The organism is Aquaspirillum soli (assembly GCF_054781915.1).
Window position 1 is genome coordinate 24,541 of sequence record NZ_BAAGTM010000005.1, and the last position, 20,748, is coordinate 45,288.

Sequence of the window (20,748 nt, forward strand, 5' to 3'; positions counted from 1 at the left end):
ATGATTTCCACGTTGCTCAAAAAAGTATTCGGCAGTCGCAATGACCGCTTGCTTAAACAATACCGACAGACGGTGACTCGCATTAACGCACTTGAAGAGGGTTTACTAAAGCTGACGGATGCTGAATTAACAGCCAAAACTGCTGAATTTCGCCAACGATTGAGCAATGGCGAAACATTGGCACAGCTGCTACCCGAAGCCTTCGCCGTATGCCGTGAAGCCAGCCGGCGAGTGATGAATATGCGGCACTTTGACGTCCAGCTGATCGGTGGCATGGTGCTCAATGATGGCAAAATTGCTGAGATGCGGACAGGTGAGGGGAAAACCTTGGTGGCTACCCTACCCGCCTATCTCAATGCCTTGGCCGGACAAGGTGTGCATGTCGTGACAGTGAACGATTATCTGGCACAACGTGACGCCAACATTATGCGGCGGCTGTATAACTTCCTCGGTTTGTCCGTTGGCGTCAATTTGTCGCAGATGCCACATGATCAAAAACAAGAGGCCTATGCTGCTGATATCACCTACGGTACCAACAACGAATTTGGCTTTGACTATCTGCGTGACAACATGGTCTATAGCCCAATGGAACGGGTACAACGTCCGTTGTCGTTTGCCATCGTGGATGAAGTTGACTCGATTTTGATTGATGAGGCACGGACACCGCTGATTATTTCCGGCCCTGCCGAAGATAATGTTGATCTCTATCGCCGCATGAATGCCATCCCGCCAAAACTGATTCGGCAACAAGAAGAAGAAGGCGAAGGTGATTATTGGGTGGACGAAAAAGCACACTCAGTGTTGTTATCAGAAGCAGGCCATGAACATGCAGAAACCTTGCTGATTGAGGCGGGTTTGTTGAAAGAAGGCGATAGTCTGTATTCGGCAACCAATATCACCCTGATGCATCACCTCAACGCCGCTTTGAAGGCCCACGCGCTATTCCACAAAGATCAACACTATGTGGTGCAAAACGGCGAAGTGGTCATTGTCGATGAATTTACCGGCCGTCTGATGTCTGGCCGCCGTTGGTCAGAAGGGCTGCATCAAGCCGTTGAAGCGAAGGAAAATGTCGCTATTCAACGCGAAAACCAAACTCTCGCTTCGATTACCTTCCAAAATTACTTCCGGCTATATCAAAAACTGTCGGGGATGACGGGGACTGCGGATACTGAGGCGTATGAATTCCAGCAAATTTACGGTTTAGAGACGGTCATTATCCCGACTAACCGTCCGATGGTGCGGAAAGATCATCTCGATCTGGTCTATAAAACATCGCAAGAAAAAAATGCGGCTATCGTCGCTGATATTCGTGCTTGTCGCGAATGTGGACAGCCGGTGTTAGTGGGTACCACATCGATTGAAAGCTCTGAATTGTTGTCGCAGCTGTTACAACGAGAAGGGCTCAGTCATGAAGTGTTGAATGCGAAACAACATGCCCGAGAAGCTGACATTATCACCCAAGCGGGGCGACCCGGCGCTGTGACCATTGCCACCAATATGGCAGGCCGAGGAACGGATATTGTGTTGGGGGGGAATCCCGAACCTGAAATTCGTGCTATCGAAGTGGACGAAACACTCAGCCCAGAACAAAAAACCCAACGCATTGCCGATTTACGGCAAGCATGGCAACAACGCCATGATGCGGTGTTGGCTGCCGGTGGTTTACACATTATCGGCACCGAGCGCCATGAATCACGCCGGATTGACAACCAGCTACGCGGACGGGCCGGTCGACAAGGCGATCCGGGCTCTAGCCGTTTCTATCTCAGTTTAGAAGATCCTTTGTTGCGGATTTTTGCCTCTGATCGCGTCGCAGCCATCATGGACAAGCTGAAAATGCCAGAAGGCGAAGCGATTGAACACACTTGGGTGACCCGTTCGATTGAAAATGCCCAACGCAAGGTAGAAGGCCGTAACTTTGATATCCGTAAGCAACTGTTGGAATACGATGATGTTGCCAGCGATCAACGCCGTGTGATTTACCAACAACGCAACGAAATTCTAGAAAGTCAGGACGTTGCCGAGATGGTAAGCACCATGCGCGATGATGTGCTGTCCAGCTTGTTTGACGCCCATATTCCGCCTGAGTCGATGGAAGAAGAATGGGATGTAGCGGGTTTGGAAATGGCTTTACATGCCGAATTCCAACTACGTTCCCCAATCGCCGATTGGCTAAGCCAAGATCAACATGCCGACTTGGTCGCGATCAAACAACGCTTGTTAGACCTTGCGCGTGACCAATATCAGGCCAAAATTGATCTGGCTGGTGTGGATGTAATGCGGCAATTTGAACGTGCTGTGTTGTTACAACATTTTGATCAACATTGGCGCGAACACCTCGCTGCACTCGATCACCTGCGGCAAGGGATTCATCTACGTGGCTACGCCCAGAAAAATCCGAAACAAGAATACAAACGCGAAGCGTTTGAACTGTTCTCTGATATGTTGGAACGGATTAAGCGCGATGTCGCACAAATCTTGATGACAGTTCAAGTGCGTGGGCAAGAAGATGTCGATGCGGTAGAGCCGGAAACCATCGCCGGCATCGCGAATCATCCCGCCGCCACAGACAGCTTGCACCCTATGCAACAGGATGAGGAAAACGGTAACCCGTACAGCCCAGAAAATCTGGCAGCCCAAGGCATCCGTGTGGGACGTAACGACCCTTGCCCATGCGGATCAGGGAAGAAATACAAACAATGCCACGGCAAGCTGGCATGACCGCCGCAGTCGATCTGTATTTGGCTTCTGCCAGCCCTCGCCGCGCCGAATTATTGACGCGGTTGGGGGTGGTGTATCACGTTATCCCCAGCCATATCGATGAAACGGAAATGGATGGGGAAGCTCCTTTGCACTATGTGGAGCGACTCGCACGCGCCAAAGCCCTTGCTACGCAACAACTGTGTCAACAACAAGGCCTGCCAAGCAAGCCTGTACTCGCTGCAGATACCACCGTTGCTTTGGGTTCAACCATTTTTGGTAAACCAGATACGCCTGCTCATGCCCGAGCGATGTTGCAGCAGCTGTCGGGCCAACAGCATCAAGTCTTTACTGCGGTCGCTATTGCCGATCAAGATGAGATCGTCAGTGTGGTCTCTCAAAGTGATGTGAGCTTTTTTACAATTCCTGATACGTGGTTAGCGCACTATCTCGCCAGCGGAGAACCGTTTGATAAAGCAGGGGCATACGGCATCCAAGGCTTAGCCGAAACCTTTGTCCGTAAAATTGACGGTAGTTTCTCTGGCATCATGGGTCTTCCACTGCACGAAACTGCTTTATTGCTACAACGCTTTGCTATCCCTTTTGTTTTACAGCCGAAAGAATCCTGATGAGTGCGCCAATACCGCTCCCCCCCCGCGACAGTGTCCGATTGAGTGATGAGATTCTGGTGAATATCACCCCACAGGAAACACGGGTGGCAATTATTGAAGATGGCGTGGTACAGGAGCTGCATATCGAACGGACTGCAAGCCGAGGGATTGTGGGCAACATCTATCTTGGTAAAGTACGGCGCGTGTTACCAGGAATGCAATCGGCATTCATCGAGATTGGGTTAGAACGGGCCGCTTTTCTTCATGTCGCAGATATCCTCGAACAACGACAACACCCTGCAGAAACCCAACGCATCGAAAATATGCTGCGGGAAGGACAAACGCTGTTAGTGCAGGTGATTAAAGACCCTATCGGTACCAAAGGTGCACGGCTCTCGACACAAATCAGTTTGGCAGGACGTTTTTTAGTCCACTTACCACAAGAAAACCATATTGGTGTTTCGCAAAAAATAGAGTCGGAAACCGAACGCCACCAGCTCAAAAGCCGACTAGAAGCCTTATTACCGAATACTGGCCCACACGGTTATATCATTCGCACCAGTGCCGATACCGCCACGGATGAAGAATTAGCTGCCGATATCGAATACCTGACTAAACTTTGGGCTGATATTGGCCAACAAACTAAGCTGATGCCGCCCGAAACAGTGCTCTACCAAGATTTATCCCTATCGCTGCGTGTATTACGCGATATGGTCAGTGAAAACACAGAAAAAATCATCGTTGATTCGACAGAGAATTACGAAAAGATGGCCGAATTTGCAGCGCAATATGTCAGCCAAGTGATGAGTCGGATTGAACGCTATAGCGGCGAACGTCCTTTGTTTGAACTGCATGGGATTGAAGAAGAAATCGATCGCGCATTAGCACGACGAGTCAATCTGAAGTTTGGTGGTTATCTCATCATCGATCAAACTGAGGCAATGACAACGATTGATGTCAACACGGGTGGCTTTGTTGGCACGCGTAACTTTGATGAAACGATTTTTAAAACCAATTTAGAAGCCACCCACGTCATTGCACGACAGCTCAGATTACGCAATCTCGGCGGGATTATTATTGTCGATTTTATCGACATGGACAGCGATGAGCACAAACAAGCGGTATTAAACGAATTGGCAAAAGCTTTAGCCCGTGACCGAACCCGTGTCACCCTCAACGGGTTTACCAGTTTGGGCTTGGTTGAGATTACCCGTAAGCGGACCCGCGAGAGTTTAGCCCATGTGTTATGTGAACCGTGTCCTACCTGCCAAGGGCGAGGCGAGATTAAAACCGCACAGACAGTGTGTTATGAAATTCAACGAGAAATTGTGCGTGAAGCACGCCAATTTGAAACACGCGGATTCCGCATCCTAGCTTCGCCACCGGTGATTGATATGTTCCTCGACGAAGAATCACAATCACTGGCGATGTTAGTCGATTTTATCGGTAAACCCATTTCGCTACAGGTTGAAACTGCGTATAGCCAAGAGCAGTTTGATATTGTGTTGCTTTGATCTTACCGCTGCAGCATTTTAAGAGAATCACTCTGCCTGTTTACGCCGCCATGCTTGATTCAAACGCTCGGTGGCTTCTAATAAATCCGTGTCTGCAGTTTGCCGGCCTAGCTGCGCTTGCTGTAAATCTTGGCTAGCCTGCTGCAACATACGCTGCGCATCCAACAATCGTTGTTCTGCCAGCGTATGGGCTTGAGTGGCCAATTGCAGTTTTTTGTCTGCTTCATCAATACTGGCTTTTGCACGTTGAAAATTGAGTTGAGCCGCCAACAAAGCTTCATCTGCTGTTTGTGCCAACGCCATACCACTGCTGAAACACCACAGCATGACAACAATCCACCGCCCAATTGGCTTTCTGTGACCCAACATCCGTTCTCATCCTCAAAAAATTAAGCTTGTCCGTCCAGCTGATAAGCAAATTGACTCCCAACCACAGCAATAACCTGATTCTGGTTCTCAGCTGTCGTGGCGGCTAAGGCAAATAGACTCGCTTGTGTCTGCTCACCTCGTTGTAACATACCAGTATAAAGATTTAATACCGCTTGGTCTGGCCAAAAACCCACGACATTGTGATACAAGACACTGACTAAATCTTGGTGACTGACCGTTGGCGCATACGCTTTTAACATACTATCAGCGACTTGTGACATGGTTTTTCCTGCATCAAACTCAGCCAACCAACGTCCAATTTCTTTGGGTGCCGGCGCACGGTCAAATCCCGCATACCATAATGCATATGCTTTACCGCCGTTTTGGTTCATACCTACATCAAAGGCAAAATAACCATCACTAAAACCCACTCGTTCGACTTGGTTCAGGGTTTTGCTTCCATTTGATTGCGCAGAAATCGGATTCACAATAATTGAGCTGCTATTAGTCAACTGCAGTTGATAATCCTGCATTCGTCCTTCTAAAACAGCGGTATCCAATCCTTTTTCACCATTGAAACGATCTGTGCCGCGTCGCAAATAAACGACATTCGCTAAAGAATTACCGGTGATAATATCATTGCTATCCGTCGCAACGACTTCCTCAATTTGCGTACCAAAAGCCATTGCTAGATTATCAGCACTGTTTCTACCGTCATTGGTTTTACCAAATGAGGCAAATCCTCCTTCATTGATATCAATCGTCAAGCCAGTCGAAATAGCTGAAAAATTCAAAATATCATATCCTGCAGTATCATTTAACAACTGAATTGCCTGACCATCTTGATCTGTAAAACGATAGACATTGTCTCCAGTTTGATAAGCTTTACTGCCATATAGATACTGTAATGCTAATAAATCATAAAGTCCCATCCCCTTTTGCTGTAACTCCAAACCATTTGCAGCATCACGGTAGGACATTGTAGTGTACTGCAAATTATCTTCTTTAACGCCTAGATAATTACCACTGCTAGTTTGATTATTACCGCCAGCATCATAATTGCCCGGATGTTTTAAACCCAAGGCATGTAAGGTTTCATGGACTAACGTGGCATAATTGAATTCTCCAGGTGTCTGTTTATCTGAATAATCACGACTAATCCAAACGTCACCATTTAAATCGGCACTACTACCTGTATTCGAATACGGCAACCAAGCATAACCAGAAAAACTTTGGTTATTATTACCAAAGCGAAGTTGCCCATAAGTTTGGCTAGTGTCACTTACTTCACGAAAGGTTAAACCTGTCTGTGCGGAAATCTCTGTGAGGATATTCCTCGCTGCCTGTTTCTGTTGTTCAGAAAAACGATAAAACCCCGAACCGGAACCATCGTCTGTTCCACCATAAAGTGGTTTTGCTTCCATAAAACTGAAGGTCACTTCAACTGCCGAGCCAACAGGTTTATCCTTATTCCAACGAAAATCAATATCCTCAATTAAAGCATCAATACGATAATCGCCACTGAATTTGGTTTTCAAGATTGGGTTTGGAAAAGCAGGGGGAAGAGAAGTTGAACCGGCAGCGGTCGCAACGAGTGTTTTTTCCATGACTATTTAGCCTTTTCTCATATCAATAAGACGATCAATCAATGCCAAGTGTTGCGGTAAACATACGGTTTTTAGATCATAGTTTGCAACGGCGGTTTTTCTTGCTTGTGCACCAAGCTGCCGTCCATAGTCGGGTTGCTTGAGTAGGCGTGCGATGGCATCGGCTAATTGATGAGGCTGGAAGAAATCCACCAATAATCCATTCTCACCATGATGGATAGCCTCACGGACCGGCGCTGTATCTGAAGCAACAATCGGACACTGCAAGCTCATCGACTCAATCAACGACCAAGACAATACAAAAGGATAGGTTAAGTAAACATGAGCAGCGGACAGTCGCAGTAAAGTGATGAACTGTGGGTAAGCCAACGTACCCACGAAATGAATCCGGCTCAGATCCAGTTTACTTTCTACTTCTTCAAGGAAAATCTGTTTCCATGTTTTTCCGGCAGGCGGTCGTGCCCCATAACTCACATCATCGCCGCCTACGATCACAATCTGCGCTTCAGGGCATTGTTGTTGTAATAATGGCAAAGCACGCATGAATTGGTGATAACCACGGTATGGCTCAAGATTGCGGTTCACAAATGTCACGATAGGATCGCCATAACGCAACGCTTTACCATCAATGGTCAGAGACACGGTGGGATCGGGCAACAAATTCTGGGTATCAATTCCATCATGAATCACTTCCGTGATGGGATGTGCCCAGACAGGTAGCGTATCTCGCTGAAAATAAGTCGGTGTAACGAGGGCATCTGCGGCATTGAAAGATAATAAAAGATGGGCGTTTTTCATCCGTAAACGCTGATCGCTTTCCAACCCCTGAGCAGGAAATTCTGGGTCAAAGCCAACATCAAAATCACGGGCGTGATAAAAAAATTCGTGAAACAACAGTAAAGCAGCTTCAGGAAATACATCTTTTAAAAACAAAGCTTCGCCCCAGCCCGGATGTGCACAAATGATGTCAGGCACAAAGCCTTGTTCTCTTAATGCACGAGCGGCACGAGCGCAGGATTCACCACGGATAACTTTCACCTCTTGCTCTGCAATCAGTGGATGAATCGCTGAAGAAGCACCTCTAGTGAGTCCATAGCGAAACACTTGTACACCCGACATAGCGGGGGCAGGATTGATAGTTAAGGCCACCACTTGATCACCTCGAGCAGCGAGGGCTGGGGCAAGGTGTTTATACTGACCAGGGAAGTTTTGATGAACGAGTAGGATTTTTTTCATTTTAACGAGTTATTCAAAGAGAAAATTGAAGCAATTAATCAATCGATTTGAGTTGATTTAACAAGATGTGTAACATAGATCAAGTCTTTCAAGGGTAGGCATTCAAAATGACAACCATGATTTTTCCTAGCACCACTGATTTGGCAAATGCAGAACTGCTGATTGGCAATATATATCGAGTCATGACCGGTTCACAACCAGCCACAGAAATTTCACTTGCAGTGAAAAAATTCAGCAAAGATGGTATGTCTGTGTTTAAAGATATCCTGACCGGTTTATACAAATCACCTTCTCGCATAGGTGGCGGCGCCGAAGATATTGGCACAATGTTCTTTGCACTACTCGACAGAGCCCCAGATTACCCAACCTATCTTGAGGCAATGAATCTACATAAATCAGGGATATCATTGGGTCAAATTGCTGATTTGGCGCTCTCTGTTCCCGGTAAGAAATATAGCAATGATGCTTTCCCAGATAATCAAAAATTTGTCGAAAATCTTTATCAGGGTATCACAGGTCGAAAGATCGATAGTACAACGCTAAATAAATACTTACAAGAATTGAGCGATGGAGAGAAAACGCGAGGAGATTTGACCCAGTCGTTATTATCTAGCTCTTTCAAAGATAAATCGATTATCACAGAGAAAGTCAAAGTCAGTTTAGCTTTTCTTGCCGCAACGGGGAGAGAACCGACACCTGCCGAAATTACAGCCTATGAAAATGCTTCTATTGAAACCATAGCAGATCAGGCATTGATGAGAACACCTATCACTGGTTGGCCCTCCTTATCGGCAAGTGATAGCCAACTATTTGAAGACAACACAAACAACGGAACATTCTCAAAAAAAGTGATACTAGCACTTGATAATGTTGATTTCTCTGGTGTGATTGGTGCAAAAATAACCGATGCCAAGGTTGTTTCAGGTTTGCCTTCTGGAATCACGGCAGAAATTATTAAGCTGGATAGTAAACATGCAGAAATTACTTTTTTAGGGAGTGCAAAAACACACACCTCTGATAAAGATACAACGGTCAAGTTTTCTTTTTCAGATAAAAGCTTCTTTGGGGCAAAATCTGCCCAAGTCATGGGAGCGAATTTATCGGTTGATTTGAAAATGATAGATTTTTATGATGCAGAGCTATCAGAGTCAGGAATTAAGCTAGAAGGAACTGTAAAAACGATTGATATTAACACAGCCATTCCTTATTTATCAGTAGATGGCAAGCAAACCATCACGCTTTCAAGTGGTGGTAAACCATTTAAAGTCAGCAAAGACGATCTGAGCGATATCACGACATTCGACTTTTCAAATATAACAGGCAAAAGCACAATAAAGTTCAATGATCAGAGTGGTCAAAATTTAGTATTAAAAGCACCGATGCTAGACAACACCTCTGCCTCTTTTACCACAGGAAGTGGGAATGATACGCTTACTGGAGGAAAAGGAGCTGACACCCTATATGGTGGTGAGGGTAAAGATGTGTTAACTGGGGGAGAAGGTGCCGATAGGTTTGTATTCGATTTTGCAACGGGATATTTATCAGGCAAGAGTTATACCCAGGTTACCGACTATCGAGGCAGCTCTGGTACAGAAAAAGATAGTTTAGATTTTAGTAAGCTACTTGGTTATAGCAAAGCACCAAAAGCAGTTTCAATAGAATTAGGGATTACACCAATAACAGCGATTGAAAATGGTGGAGTTTATGTTATTGAAGCAAATGGTGTTTGGTCAAACAATATTATTCCAAACCGACCGACATCTAATGACATATTTGCACTGTTTGGGACAAGTTTTTCTCCCCCGACTCCAGCCATCGCCGGTAGATCAATTATTATCACGACAGATATTAGAAATAAACAAGCAGATATCTGGTTTATCCAAAATGAATTGGACGTTGCTAATATCACGCTCAACGAAATTTCTCTAGTTGGAACATTAACTGCCCAAAGCTGGAACGTTACCCTAAACAAAGATACTTTTATTTTTGTCTAGAAAATTCGTTGCAAAAAACGCAATCCCACCAACACAGCAGCAAAAAGTAGGGAAGAAAGTACAATCGCACGGCTAGTGCGTAGGTAGCGGCGGTCGCGGGTAAAGAGGAAGCAAATCAATGCCCAACCGCCACCTACAATCAACCCAATTAACCAAAGACGAAAAAACAGCATCATGCGCTCCTGACATCTGTGGAGATAGATAAGAGGTAAGCGTTTAGACCGTCATTGATTCAGGAAGTTGATGAAAACTAGAAGGGGCTGCATCGGAAGATTGGAAAGTGACAAATTCCCAAGCCTGTGGGGTGTTCAATAAAACCCGTAGCAGCTGATTATTGAGGGCATGACCAGATTTATGGCCAGAGAAAGCAGCAATCAGAGGATGTCCAATGATATATAAATCACCGATAGCGTCGAGTAGTTTATGTCTGACAAACTCATCGGGAAAACGCAGGCCATCTTGATTCAACACATATTCATCATCAATCACGATAGCATTATCAAGATTTCCACCTAAACCAAGCCCATGATTACGCATGGTTTCAACTTCGTGCATAAAACCAAATGTCCGTGCACGAGCAATTTCATCGATATAAGAACGTTGGGCGAAATCGACTTCTACCGTCTGCGGTGAGCGGCGAAAAACGGGATGATTAAATTCAATGGACAGTTTGACTTTAAATCCTTCATAAGGATCCAAACGCACCCATTTATCACCTTCGCTCACGTATAACGGCTCTTTAATACGAATAAATTTTTTTAAAGCAGGTTTTTGTTCAATAATCCCCGCAGATTGTAGTAAAAAAATAAACGGCGCAGCACTCCCATCCATAATAGGGGTTTCCTGTGCCGTCATTTCGACCACAATGTTGTCAATCCCCAACCCAGCAAACGCACTCATCAAGTGTTCAATAGTGCCAACCCGCACACCTTGTGGATTAACTAGCGTCGAGGATAGCCGCGTGTCATTCACAAGCGTGGGGTCGGCTTTCAGCGCACAAGGTTCGGGCAAATCTGTGCGGCAGAAAACGATACCCGAGTCGACCGGTGCCGGTCGAAGGGTTAAGCGGATGCGGTCGCCAGAGTGCAGACCCACTCCGCTTGCTGTTATCACTGTTTTGAGTGTTCGCTGATAGATCATGGTTAATCCGCTTGCTTGCGCAAGAAAGCGGGAATATCGTAAGACTCACTGATTTCTGGTTTGGTGAAATCAACCGGTTCAACCGATGTGGCTGGACGACGCGCGCGACGCATCACCGCTGGCTGACGATCTAATTCAGCTAAACCGGATAATGGTTCTAGCGGAGAATTGTCGGTGCCAGTGCGGACGACGCGAATATCCGGACGGTCTTCACGAGTCGGTTTGCGTGCAGTCAAACCGGTGGCAATCAAAGTCACCCGAATCTCGTCTTCTTCCATGTCTTCGACTTCTGCTGTACCGAATTTTACCTGTGCATCAGGATCAGCATACTGACGAATAATCCCCATCACTTCGTGGTATTCCTTCATTTTCAGACAACCCGGTGCAGTCGAGATATTCACCAACACGCCACGAGCCCCATCTAAGGTAATGTCATCTAACAATGGGCTTGCCACTGCTTGTTCCGCTGCTACACGCGCACGATCAACACCACTGGCCAGCGCCGAGCCCATCATTGCCATCCCCATTTCGCTCATCACTGTGCGTACATCAGCAAAGTCAACACTGATTAAACCAGGGGTGGTGATCACTTCAGCAATCCCCGCAACCGCACCACGCAGAACATTATCTGCTTCACGGAAGGCATCGCGCATGGTGACATCATCACCTAACACTTCCATCAACTTTTCATTGGGGATGACAATCAGCGAGTCAACATGCTTGCGTAGGGAGTCGATGCCATCCTGCGCAATTTTCATCCGTTTACCTTCGTGCATAAACGGTTTAGTCACCACAGCAACCGTTAAAATTCCCAAATCTTTTGCAATTTCTGCGACAACCGGCGCCGCACCGGTTCCCGTACCACCGCCCATCCCTGCGGCAATAAACACCATATTCGAACCACGTAAAGATTCTGCAATGCGGTCACGGTCTTCAATCGCAGCGTTACGCCCCACTTCGGGCAAAGCACCCGCGCCCAAACCTTTAGTGAGGGTTTGTCCAAGCTGAATCAGGGTTGAGGCTTTATTGCGCTTTAATGCTTTTGCATCGGTATTGGCACAAATAAACTCAACACCTTGCACGCTGGCATCAATCATATTGTCGACTGCGTTACATCCTCCGCCACCGACACCGATTACTTTAATAATGGCTTCTTTGGCATGCGCCTCGTCCACCATTTCGAACACCATACTCATCACAGCCTCCTCGATTCAATTCCGTAAAGATCTTTGCCCGAACTACGTTATCTTGAATTAAAAAATGTTATCCCTAGCCAGTGGTTTACGCAGGAACCTTGTTAAATTTGCCAAAAATTGAGGTAATTAGCTTAAAAGTTGCCAGCAAACCATGCTTTCATTTTACTAAATAAATGCCCCACTGAGCCGTTTTCGTTTTTCTCAACTGGGCTAGGACGGTGAATTTGTTCTTTACCTAACGTCAACAAACCCACTGCTGTTGAGAAGCGAGGGTTTTTCACTGCACCGGCTAAACCGCCAAAGTACTTTGGCACCCCAACACGAACTGGCATATGAAAGACTTCCTCTGCCAATTCACACATCCCTTGCATCAAAGCAGAGCCGCCAGTCAACACTACACCGGATGAAATCACATCCTCAAACCCGCTGCGGCGTAACTCTTGTTGGACGAGGGTAAACAACTCTTCAACACGTGGTTCAATTACCTCTGCCAGCGTAGCCCGTGAGAGCTGCCGAGTGCCGCGTTCGCCCACCCCCGGCACATTGATCATCTCACCTTGATCTGCCAAACGGGCTAAGGCACAACCATGCGCAATTTTGAGTTCTTCCGCTTCTTTGGTGGGTGTCCGTAACGCCATCGCAATGTCGTTAGTCATTTGATCACCAGCAATCGGAATCACCGCCGTATGACGAATCGAACCATTCACAAACACTGCGATATCGGTTGTTCCTCCACCCACATCAATCAAACAGACACCCAAATCACGCTCGTCATCGGTCAAAACAGCTGTGGCCGAAGCCAACGGCTGTAAAATCAAGTCCAAGGTATCCAAGCCACAGCGACGAACACATTTATTGATGTTTTGCACCGCCGACACCGCACCGGTCACAATGTGCACCCGTGCCTCAAGCCGTACCCCCGACATGCCGAGTGGCTCGCGCACATCTTCTTGTCCATCGATGCAAAATTCTTGAGTCAGAATATGCAAAACTTGATGATCGGGAGGAATAGTCACAGCGCGGGCGGTTTCAATGACCCGATCAATATCCGCTTGTGTCACCTCTCCATCACGAATTGCCACCATGCCATGAGAATTCACACTCTTGATATGACTGCCGGCAATCCCTGTAAATACTTCATGAATCTTGCAATCAGCCATCAGTTCGGCTTCTTCAATCGCTCGCTGAATGGCTTTGACGGTGGATTCAATATTCACCACCATGCCTTTACGCAAGCCACGCGATGGGGCATTCCCCATGCCGATGATGTTAATTGAACCATCTTCAAGCACTTCTGCCACCACCGCCACGATTTTGGACGTGCCAATATCGAGGCCAACTAGCATCTGATTGTGTTCCTTGGGTTTGCTCACCACATCGCTCCCAATGTCTCTTAGGCTGCTGGGGCCGTCAGACGCGACGGCATCTTGTTCACACCCGGTTTGTAGTCGGGCATCTTAACTGCGAATCCGTTTGGATAACGCAGATCGATATACTCAATTCGATAAGGCAAAGTGGCTAAATGTCGTGTCCATTGCCCAACAAATCGTTGGAGCCGTGGCTCGACATCAACCCGCCCAAGCTTTAATACCATGCCATTTTCTAACACCAGCTCCCAAGCTTGACGCGCTTCTAGGCGAAATTCGACCGGCTTTAAATCGGCTCGGGCCAAAATCTCAGTAAATTTTATAAGACCTTCTGCCAGTTGTTTTTCACTGCCTTTAGGGCCATGCGCCAGCGGCAATACCTCACTGGTGGCGGCATCAAACCATTCACCCTTGGACGATAACAATCCGGTCTCATCCCAACGAGCAACAGCCACATGCTCCTCAATCCAAATATCGAGCTGATCTGGCCATTGTCGGCGCACTGCGGCACGCCGCACCCACGGCAACTTTTCAAACGCAGCGCGGGTTGCATCAAGATTCAAGGTGAAGAAAGTCCCTTTGAGTTCATTTTCAGCAATCGCACGTAACTGCTCAGCCGTAACATGATTCAATTCGCCATCAATGCGAATTTTTTTGACTGGGACATAAGGCGAGTGTGCAAGCCAAAAACCTGCTGCATACAGCAACATCAAAAATGCCGCTGTGAACAACAGGTTAGCAATCGCTTTTAAGGCTTGATGATTATCCCACATGGCGGGTTATTCCTTGTGTCGCTTCCCGTCATCGGCCAAGGTACTGTCTAATACCGCCAAACAAAGGTCTTCATATTCAAGACCAGCGGCCCGAGCAGCCATCGGCACCAAACTGTGGCTGGTCATACCCGGCGTGGTATTGATTTCTAATAGCCACGGTTGTTGTGCCGCATCTAACATTAAATCAATGCGTCCCCACCCTTCTGCACCTACTGCCTTGAACGCTTGTAACACCAGTTGTTGGATGTTGGCTTCAAGTTCGGCATCTAGACCACTGGGGCAGAAGTATTGGGTATCATCAGTAAAATATTTATGCTCATAATCATAATTGCCCTGCGGAGCTTCAATTCTCACCAAGGGCAGTGCTTGTGTACCAAGCACGGGCGCAGTGTATTCCTGACCATGTACAAATTTTTCTGCAATCACCAACGAATCACGGCTCGCCGCTTCACGATACGCCAATGCGAGTTGCCCGGGCTGAGTGACTTTGACAATCCCAATCGACGACCCTTCATGGGCAGGTTTAACCATCAAAGGCAAACCGAGCTGTTGTTCTAATGCAGTAAAGTCACTATTTGCTGTCAATACCACACAATCGGGGGTTGAAATCCCTAAGGCTTGCCATACCAGCTTAGTACGGAATTTATCCATCCCAATGGCAGAAGCCATAACCCCAGAACCGGTGTAGGGCAAACCCAGCACTTCTAATACCGCTTGCACGGTGCCATCTTCACCACCACGGCCATGCAACACCAAAAAACAACGGTCAAACCCTTCTTCTTTCAACACCCATAACGGTTTTTCCGCAGGATCAAAAGGATAAGCCGCAACACCTCGGCTGCGTAAAGCTTGTAACACCCCCTGACCACTCATCAAAGACACTTCACGTTCGGCAGAGTGGCCACCTAATAACACCGCCACCTTGCCATAACGAGCTTGCATGGTGGGGTCAATGGAAAAAGAAATCGGTGTTTCCACGCTGCAATCCTTTATGCGTTTACCATTTGGACTAATTTGTTCGGCAACGAGCCAATCGACCCTGCCCCCATTGTCATCACCACATCCCCATCATGGATTTGATCTAATACCAAGGCAGGTAACTCCGCCATCTGTTCCACGAACACGGGTTCTACTTTGCCCGATACACGGACAGCACGTGCCAACGCACGCCCATCCGCCGCCACGATAGCCTGCTCACCTGCGGCATACACTTCTGTCAAAATCAGGGCATCGGTTTTTGATAACACACGCACAAAGTCTTCAAATAAATCACGCGTACGGGTATAGCGATGAGGCTGAAACACCAAAACTAAGCGTCGATCAGGAAACGCCCCGCGAGCGGCTTCTAGTGTGGCAGCCATTTCAACAGGGTGGTGACCATAATCATCCACCAAGGTAAAACGGCGGCCATCTGGTAATGCCAACTCACCATAACGCTGGAAACGTCGCCCCACGCCAGAAAATTCCGCAAGCGCTTTCACAATAGCGGCATGACTGGCACCACATTCCAACCCAATTGCAATCGCCGCCAGCGCGTTCAACACATTGTGGCGGCCGGGTAGATTCAAGGTAATCGGTAAACAATAACTCTGTTGCTCTTCTTTCCAACAGGCTTCAAAGCACATGGTGCCTGCCACCGCTTGGATATTTTCTGCCCGTAATTGGGCTGCACTGGTGATGCCATAGGTGGTCACGGGTTTTTTTACCTGCGGCAAAATCGCCTGCACACCGGGGTCATCCATACACAACACAGCACGACCATAGAAAGGCAGCTGATGTAAAAAATCGATAAAAGCTTGGCGTAATTTCTCTAAGTCATGACCATAGGTATCCATATGGTCAGCATCAATATTCGTCACCACCGACATCACCGGCATCAGATGCAAAAACGAGGCATCAGATTCATCCGCCTCTGCAACCAAGAATTCCCCCGAGCCTAAACGGGCATTGCTCCCTGCCGCTTCTAAACGCCCACCAATCACAAAAGTCGGATCAAGGCCGGCAGCCGCTAAAATTGATGCCACTAAACTGGTGGTTGTGGTTTTGCCGTGGGTACCGGCAATCGCAATCCCCTGCTTAAAGCGCATCAACTCTGCCAACATCATGGCGCGAGGTACCACCGGCACCCCAGCCACCCGTGCGGCCATCACTTCAGGGTTATCCGCTTTAACCGCGCTTGAGGTCACCACCACATCCGCCCCAGCGACATAATGGGCATCATGACCAAAGAAAATCTCGGCACCCGCGCGTTTTAACGCCTGAGTCACAACCCCATCGGCGACATCCGACCCAGAAATACGATAACCAAGGTTTAATAACACCTCAGCAATCCCCGACATGCCAACCCCACCAATACCGACAAAATGAATATGTTTAACTTTATGTTTCATTGCACAAACGCTTCTATAAATTTAGGCAGATAAACGGGATGACTTAAGCATGAAAAGGGGCGAAATAGTACAGGTAATTGCCTGTTTCTACCACTGCCGAGTTCTTCATAAACAGCTTGTAAGAATACCGTATTTTTTGCGGTTTTTCCGTATTTTCACTTAAGCAGTGAGTGAAATACCGATTTCAGCAACCCGCTTTGCCGCATCAGGGCATGCATGTTGTCGTGCTTTTTCTGCCATCGTTAAACAGGTGTCACGGGATAATCCGCTTAATAATTCGGCGAGTTTTGCTGCAGTTAATTCAGGTTGAGGAATTAACCATGCTGCACCGCAATCGGACAATAAACGGGCATTGCCTGTTTGATGATCGTCAACCGCATGTGGAAAGGGCACCAAAATGCTGGCACAACCCGCTGCTGCTAATTCAGCAATGGTTAAAGCACCGGCACGACAAATTAGAATATCGGCTTTGGCATATTCGGCAGCCATATCATCAATAAAAGCGCGGGTGTCGGCTTGTACAGCGGCTGTTTGATAGGCCTGTTGCAGTGCTTCGATATGTTGTTTTCCTGCCTGATGAATCACCGTCGGGCGTTTTTCTACTGGCAATAAGGCCAAAGCAGCGGGCACCACATCATTAAAGACTTTAGCCCCTAAGCTACCACCCACCACCAAGATTCGTAATGGGCCTTGACGTTCGGCAAAGCGTTGTGCCGGCAGGGGCAAGCGTGCAATCTCTTCGCGTACAGGGTTACCCACTAAGCCCGTTTTGTCAGAAAAAGCGGTTGGAAAAGCATACAGCGTGCGCGAAGCAATTTTCGCCAACACACGGTTGGTTAAACCAGCCACCGAGTTTTGTTCATGAATTACCAACGGCTTCCAGAAAAAGCGCATCATCACCCCGCCGGCAAAGGCAGTGTAGCCGCCAAAACCAAAGGCCACATCAGGCCGCCGGCTCAGAATCAAGGCCGCACATTGACTAAACGCACGCAACAGGGTGAATGGCAGTTTTAACCACCCCAACAAACCATTGCCACGCAAACCTTTAATGGCCAAGGTATTTACCGTATAACCACGCGGGGGGACAATGCGTGTTTCCATACCCCCTTCGGCACCAAGCCAAATAATGTCCCAGCCCTTTTCCCGTAATTGATCCGCGACAGCCAAAGCAGGGAAAATATGACCACCGGTCCCCCCTGCCATAATCAGTGCTGTTCGTTTGCTCACAGTTTATATCCCCGTAAAATTCGCCGGTTTTCCCAATCGATCCGCAATAAAATGGCCAAGATGGCACAGTTGGCTAATAAAGCACTGCCACCATAGGACAATAAAGGTAGGGTCAGACCTTTTGTCGGTAACAGACCCATATTCACCCCGATATTGATAAATGCCTGAACCCCAATCCAGATGCCGGTTGCTTGTGCCACCAACGCTTGGAAATAGCGTTCTTGTGAACGCGCAGTGAGGCCAATTTGAAAAGCACGCCAGACTAACCATGCAAACAAACCAATTACGGTTGACACCCCAATGAGACCAAATTCTTCTGCAATCACTGCCATCAAAAAGTCGGTGTGTGCTTCTGGTAGGTAAAACAGCTTTTCCACACTATTACCCAAGCCAACACCATCCCACCCCCCGCGACCAATCGCGATAAGAGAATGTGACAGCTGATAACCTTTGCCATAGGGATCACGCCACGGATCCATAAACCCCACCACCCGCTCTAAACGATAGGGTGAGCTGATGATCAACAACACAAAGCCAGCCAGTGAGGTAAAAATCAGACCGGTGAAAATTTTGCCGTTAATGCCACCGAGGAACAGCGTCCCCATCGTAATCGAGGCCACCACCACAAATGCACCAAAATCGGGTTCTAATAGCAACAACGTCCCCGCCAGTAACACCGCCACCGCCATGGGGACAAAGCCCTTGACAATGCTGTGCATAAACTCGGCTTTGCGTACCGTGTAATCAGCGGCATACAACACCACGGCCAGCTTCATCACTTCTGACGGTTGTAAGTTCATAAACCCCAATGAAATCCAACGCCGCGAACCGTTGACCACCTTACCAATACCGGGTACTAACACCAGCACCAATAAAAACATGGCAAACATAAACAACTTTGGCGCATGCTTGCGCCAAAATTCAGAAGGAAATTGAAAAGTCACCCAAGCGCCCGTCAGTGCAATCACTAATACGATTGAGTGACGGACGAGATAGAAATAACGACTGTTGGTATCACGCCCCGCTTCGGCATACGCAATTGATGCCGAAAACACCATGACCAACCCAATGGATAGCAGGGCAGCAATGACCCACATCAAAGGCTCATCTAAGCTGGTTTGGGGAATAGAAGGGCGTCCAACGCTTTGATTCCAGCGCAAACGCAATTTCATAGTTACCTCAAAGAAAAACCCACAGGATAGGGGTGGGTGATTTAGGCGGAGGCTTCACCCGCCAAACGCAACACTTCCATCACAAATACCTCGGCACGATGGGCATAGCTGCGGAACATATCAAAGCTGGCACACGCCGGAGACAACAACACCACGTCGTTTGGTTGTGCATATTCCAAGGCTTTTTGTGTGGCTTCTTCGAGGGAAGCACAGCGTTCAACCGGCATGTCTAATTCGCCCAAGGCCTGTTCAATTGTCGGCCCGTCACGACCAATCAATAACACTGCGCGACCAATTCGTGCCAAAGCTGGCGCCAGTGGCGTAAAGTCCTGTCCTTTTCCGTCGCCGCCAGCAATCAACACCACACGGCGTGACATACCATTCAATGCGGCCACGGTAGCACCGACATTGGTGCCTTTTGAATCATCGTAAAAATCAACCGTTCCAATTTTGGCAACCCACTCCACTCGGTGTGGTAACCCACGGAACGAGGCTAATCCAACCAACAGTTGTTCACGGTCTAAACCACAGGCCTCACACAATGCCAGCGCAGCTAACGCATTCGCCGCATTATGCAAACCAGTCAGCGGAAAACTGGCTAAATCAAAGACAGCAATGCCATCAATATTCAACCAAGGCGCCCCTTCGCGGGTCACCATCCGATAATCAGCGGGAAAACTCAGGCTAAAGGTTTTTACCGGACGACCTTGTCGCGCCATCGCACGGACAAATAAATCGTCGCGGTTGAGTACTTGCACCCCATTGCCATTAAACACGGCACGCTTGCTATGAGCGTAGTCGAGTAAATCGGTATAACGGTTGAGATGGTCTTCTGAGATATTCAGCACCGTTGCCGCCGTGGCATTTAACGAGGTGGTGGTTTCCAGTTGGAAACTAGACAGCTCCAACACAAAAATATCGGGCAACGCGCCGTTATTTTCTGCTTGTAATAACGCGGCTAACACCGGAAAACCAATATTGCCTGCTACCACAGTATCCAGCCCAACATGACGACATAAATGCCCACACAGCTCGGTTACCGTCGATTTGCCGTTAGAACCAGTGATGGCGATGATCTTCACTGCGTGTGGAGACAGCGTACGAGCAAACAGCTCGACATCCCCGACCACTTCGCCGCCCTGACGCCGGAAAGCGGCAATTTCGGGGGTTGCCAACGGCACCCCCGGGCTGACGACCAAACAATCACAACCCGCAAAGGTGGTTGCAGTGAATGAGCCTAAACGGAACTCGGCGGGAAACTCGAGTTCTTGTAGGTGTTGTGCTGCGAGGGAATCGGGGTTGCTGTCGATCAAGATCAGCTGTTTGGTGTGTCCACGTAACCAGTGTGCGGTTGCGACACCAGAATCCCCTAACCCCACAATGCCCACGGTTTTACCGTCTAGGCCACGCGATAAAGTTGTTGCCGTCATGTTCATTTTTCGTCCGCCA

At 47.9% G+C, this 20,748-nt stretch carries 17 protein-coding genes; 4 read left to right on the forward strand and 13 right to left on the reverse strand.

Annotated features, from left to right (window positions below; genetic code table 11):
- Genes secA through rng form a run of 3 tightly spaced genes read left to right on the forward strand, consistent with a single transcriptional unit; the run spans position 1 to position 4,828 of the window.
- Positions 1-2,724 (forward strand): preprotein translocase subunit SecA, encoded by a 2,724-nt coding sequence (gene secA / locus ACYVJG_RS06565; RefSeq protein WP_460430338.1) that lies wholly within the window; start codon positions 1-3, stop codon positions 2,722-2,724.
- Entirely contained in the window at positions 2,703-3,332 is a 630-nt protein-coding gene (locus ACYVJG_RS06570) for a Maf family protein (RefSeq protein ID WP_460430339.1), read from the forward strand. The genes secA and ACYVJG_RS06570 overlap by 22 nt, the downstream gene beginning before the upstream one ends.
- A complete protein-coding gene (gene rng / locus ACYVJG_RS06575; protein WP_460430340.1) occupies positions 3,332-4,828 on the forward strand; it encodes a ribonuclease G in 1,497 nt (498 codons plus the stop codon). Before ACYVJG_RS06570 ends, rng begins: the two co-directional genes overlap by 1 nt.
- A gap of 27 nt (positions 4,829-4,855) precedes the next feature.
- On the opposite strand, the gene ACYVJG_RS06580 is transcribed toward rng, so the two are convergent.
- The 3 genes from ACYVJG_RS06580 to ACYVJG_RS06590 all read right to left on the reverse strand — a co-directional run bounded on the left by ACYVJG_RS06580 (position 4,856) and on the right by ACYVJG_RS06590 (position 8,040).
- The gene (locus ACYVJG_RS06580; RefSeq protein ID WP_460430341.1) at positions 4,856-5,155 is read right to left on the reverse strand and encodes a hypothetical protein; all 300 of its coding nucleotides are present in this window, start codon (positions 5,153-5,155) and stop codon (positions 4,856-4,858) included.
- Between the two features lie 62 nt (positions 5,156-5,217).
- Entirely contained in the window at positions 5,218-6,804 is a 1,587-nt protein-coding gene (locus ACYVJG_RS06585; RefSeq protein WP_460430342.1) for a M10 family metallopeptidase, read from the reverse strand.
- Between the two features lie 6 nt (positions 6,805-6,810).
- Entirely contained in the window at positions 6,811-8,040 is a 1,230-nt protein-coding gene (locus ACYVJG_RS06590; RefSeq protein WP_460430343.1) for a glycosyltransferase family 4 protein, read from the reverse strand.
- A gap of 107 nt (positions 8,041-8,147) precedes the next feature.
- On the opposite strand from ACYVJG_RS06590, the gene ACYVJG_RS06595 reads away from it, so the two are divergent.
- Positions 8,148-10,034 (forward strand): DUF4214 domain-containing protein, encoded by a 1,887-nt coding sequence (locus tag ACYVJG_RS06595; RefSeq protein WP_460430344.1) that lies wholly within the window; start codon positions 8,148-8,150, stop codon positions 10,032-10,034.
- Here ACYVJG_RS06595 and ACYVJG_RS06600 read toward each other — a convergent pair.
- The 10 genes from ACYVJG_RS06600 to murD all read right to left on the reverse strand — a co-directional run bounded on the left by ACYVJG_RS06600 (position 10,031) and on the right by murD (position 20,729).
- The gene (locus ACYVJG_RS06600) at positions 10,031-10,210 is read right to left on the reverse strand and encodes a hypothetical protein (protein ID WP_460430345.1); all 180 of its coding nucleotides are present in this window, start codon (positions 10,208-10,210) and stop codon (positions 10,031-10,033) included. The two genes, ACYVJG_RS06595 and ACYVJG_RS06600, sit on opposite strands and share 4 nt — an antisense overlap.
- Before the next feature lie 40 nt (positions 10,211-10,250).
- Positions 10,251-11,174 carry a UDP-3-O-acyl-N-acetylglucosamine deacetylase gene (gene lpxC / locus ACYVJG_RS06605; RefSeq protein ID WP_460430346.1) on the reverse strand — a complete coding sequence of 308 codons (924 nt, stop codon included), beginning with the start codon at positions 11,172-11,174 and terminating at the stop codon, positions 10,251-10,253.
- A gap of 2 nt (positions 11,175-11,176) precedes the next feature.
- Positions 11,177-12,370, reverse strand: a complete 1,194-nt coding sequence (ftsZ, locus tag ACYVJG_RS06610; RefSeq protein ID WP_460430347.1) for a cell division protein FtsZ — start codon at positions 12,368-12,370, stop codon at positions 11,177-11,179.
- A gap of 131 nt (positions 12,371-12,501) precedes the next feature.
- Positions 12,502-13,716 carry a cell division protein FtsA gene (gene ftsA, locus ACYVJG_RS06615; protein ID WP_460430470.1) on the reverse strand — a complete coding sequence of 405 codons (1,215 nt, stop codon included), beginning with the start codon at positions 13,714-13,716 and terminating at the stop codon, positions 12,502-12,504.
- Positions 13,717-13,763: 47 nt separating this feature from the next.
- Positions 13,764-14,510 (reverse strand): cell division protein FtsQ/DivIB, encoded by a 747-nt coding sequence (locus tag ACYVJG_RS06620; protein ID WP_460430348.1) that lies wholly within the window; start codon positions 14,508-14,510, stop codon positions 13,764-13,766.
- A 6-nt stretch (positions 14,511-14,516) separates the two neighbouring features.
- On the reverse strand, positions 14,517-15,452 hold the full coding sequence (locus ACYVJG_RS06625; RefSeq protein WP_460430471.1) for a D-alanine--D-alanine ligase: 936 nt from the start codon (positions 15,450-15,452) through the stop codon (positions 14,517-14,519).
- A gap of 47 nt (positions 15,453-15,499) precedes the next feature.
- Complete coding sequence (gene murC / locus ACYVJG_RS06630; RefSeq protein ID WP_460430349.1) at positions 15,500-16,900, reverse strand: UDP-N-acetylmuramate--L-alanine ligase; 1,401 nt, start codon at positions 16,898-16,900, stop codon at positions 15,500-15,502.
- A gap of 159 nt (positions 16,901-17,059) precedes the next feature.
- Complete coding sequence (murG, locus tag ACYVJG_RS06635; protein ID WP_460430350.1) at positions 17,060-18,127, reverse strand: undecaprenyldiphospho-muramoylpentapeptide beta-N-acetylglucosaminyltransferase; 1,068 nt, start codon at positions 18,125-18,127, stop codon at positions 17,060-17,062.
- Entirely contained in the window at positions 18,124-19,299 is a 1,176-nt protein-coding gene (gene ftsW, locus ACYVJG_RS06640) for a putative lipid II flippase FtsW (RefSeq protein WP_460430351.1), read from the reverse strand. Before ftsW ends, murG begins: the two co-directional genes overlap by 4 nt.
- A gap of 41 nt (positions 19,300-19,340) precedes the next feature.
- Positions 19,341-20,729: a UDP-N-acetylmuramoyl-L-alanine--D-glutamate ligase gene (gene murD, locus ACYVJG_RS06645; RefSeq protein ID WP_460430352.1), complete on the reverse strand. Its 1,389-nt coding sequence runs from the start codon at positions 20,727-20,729 to the stop codon at positions 19,341-19,343.
- Positions 20,730-20,748 lie beyond the last annotated feature (19 nt).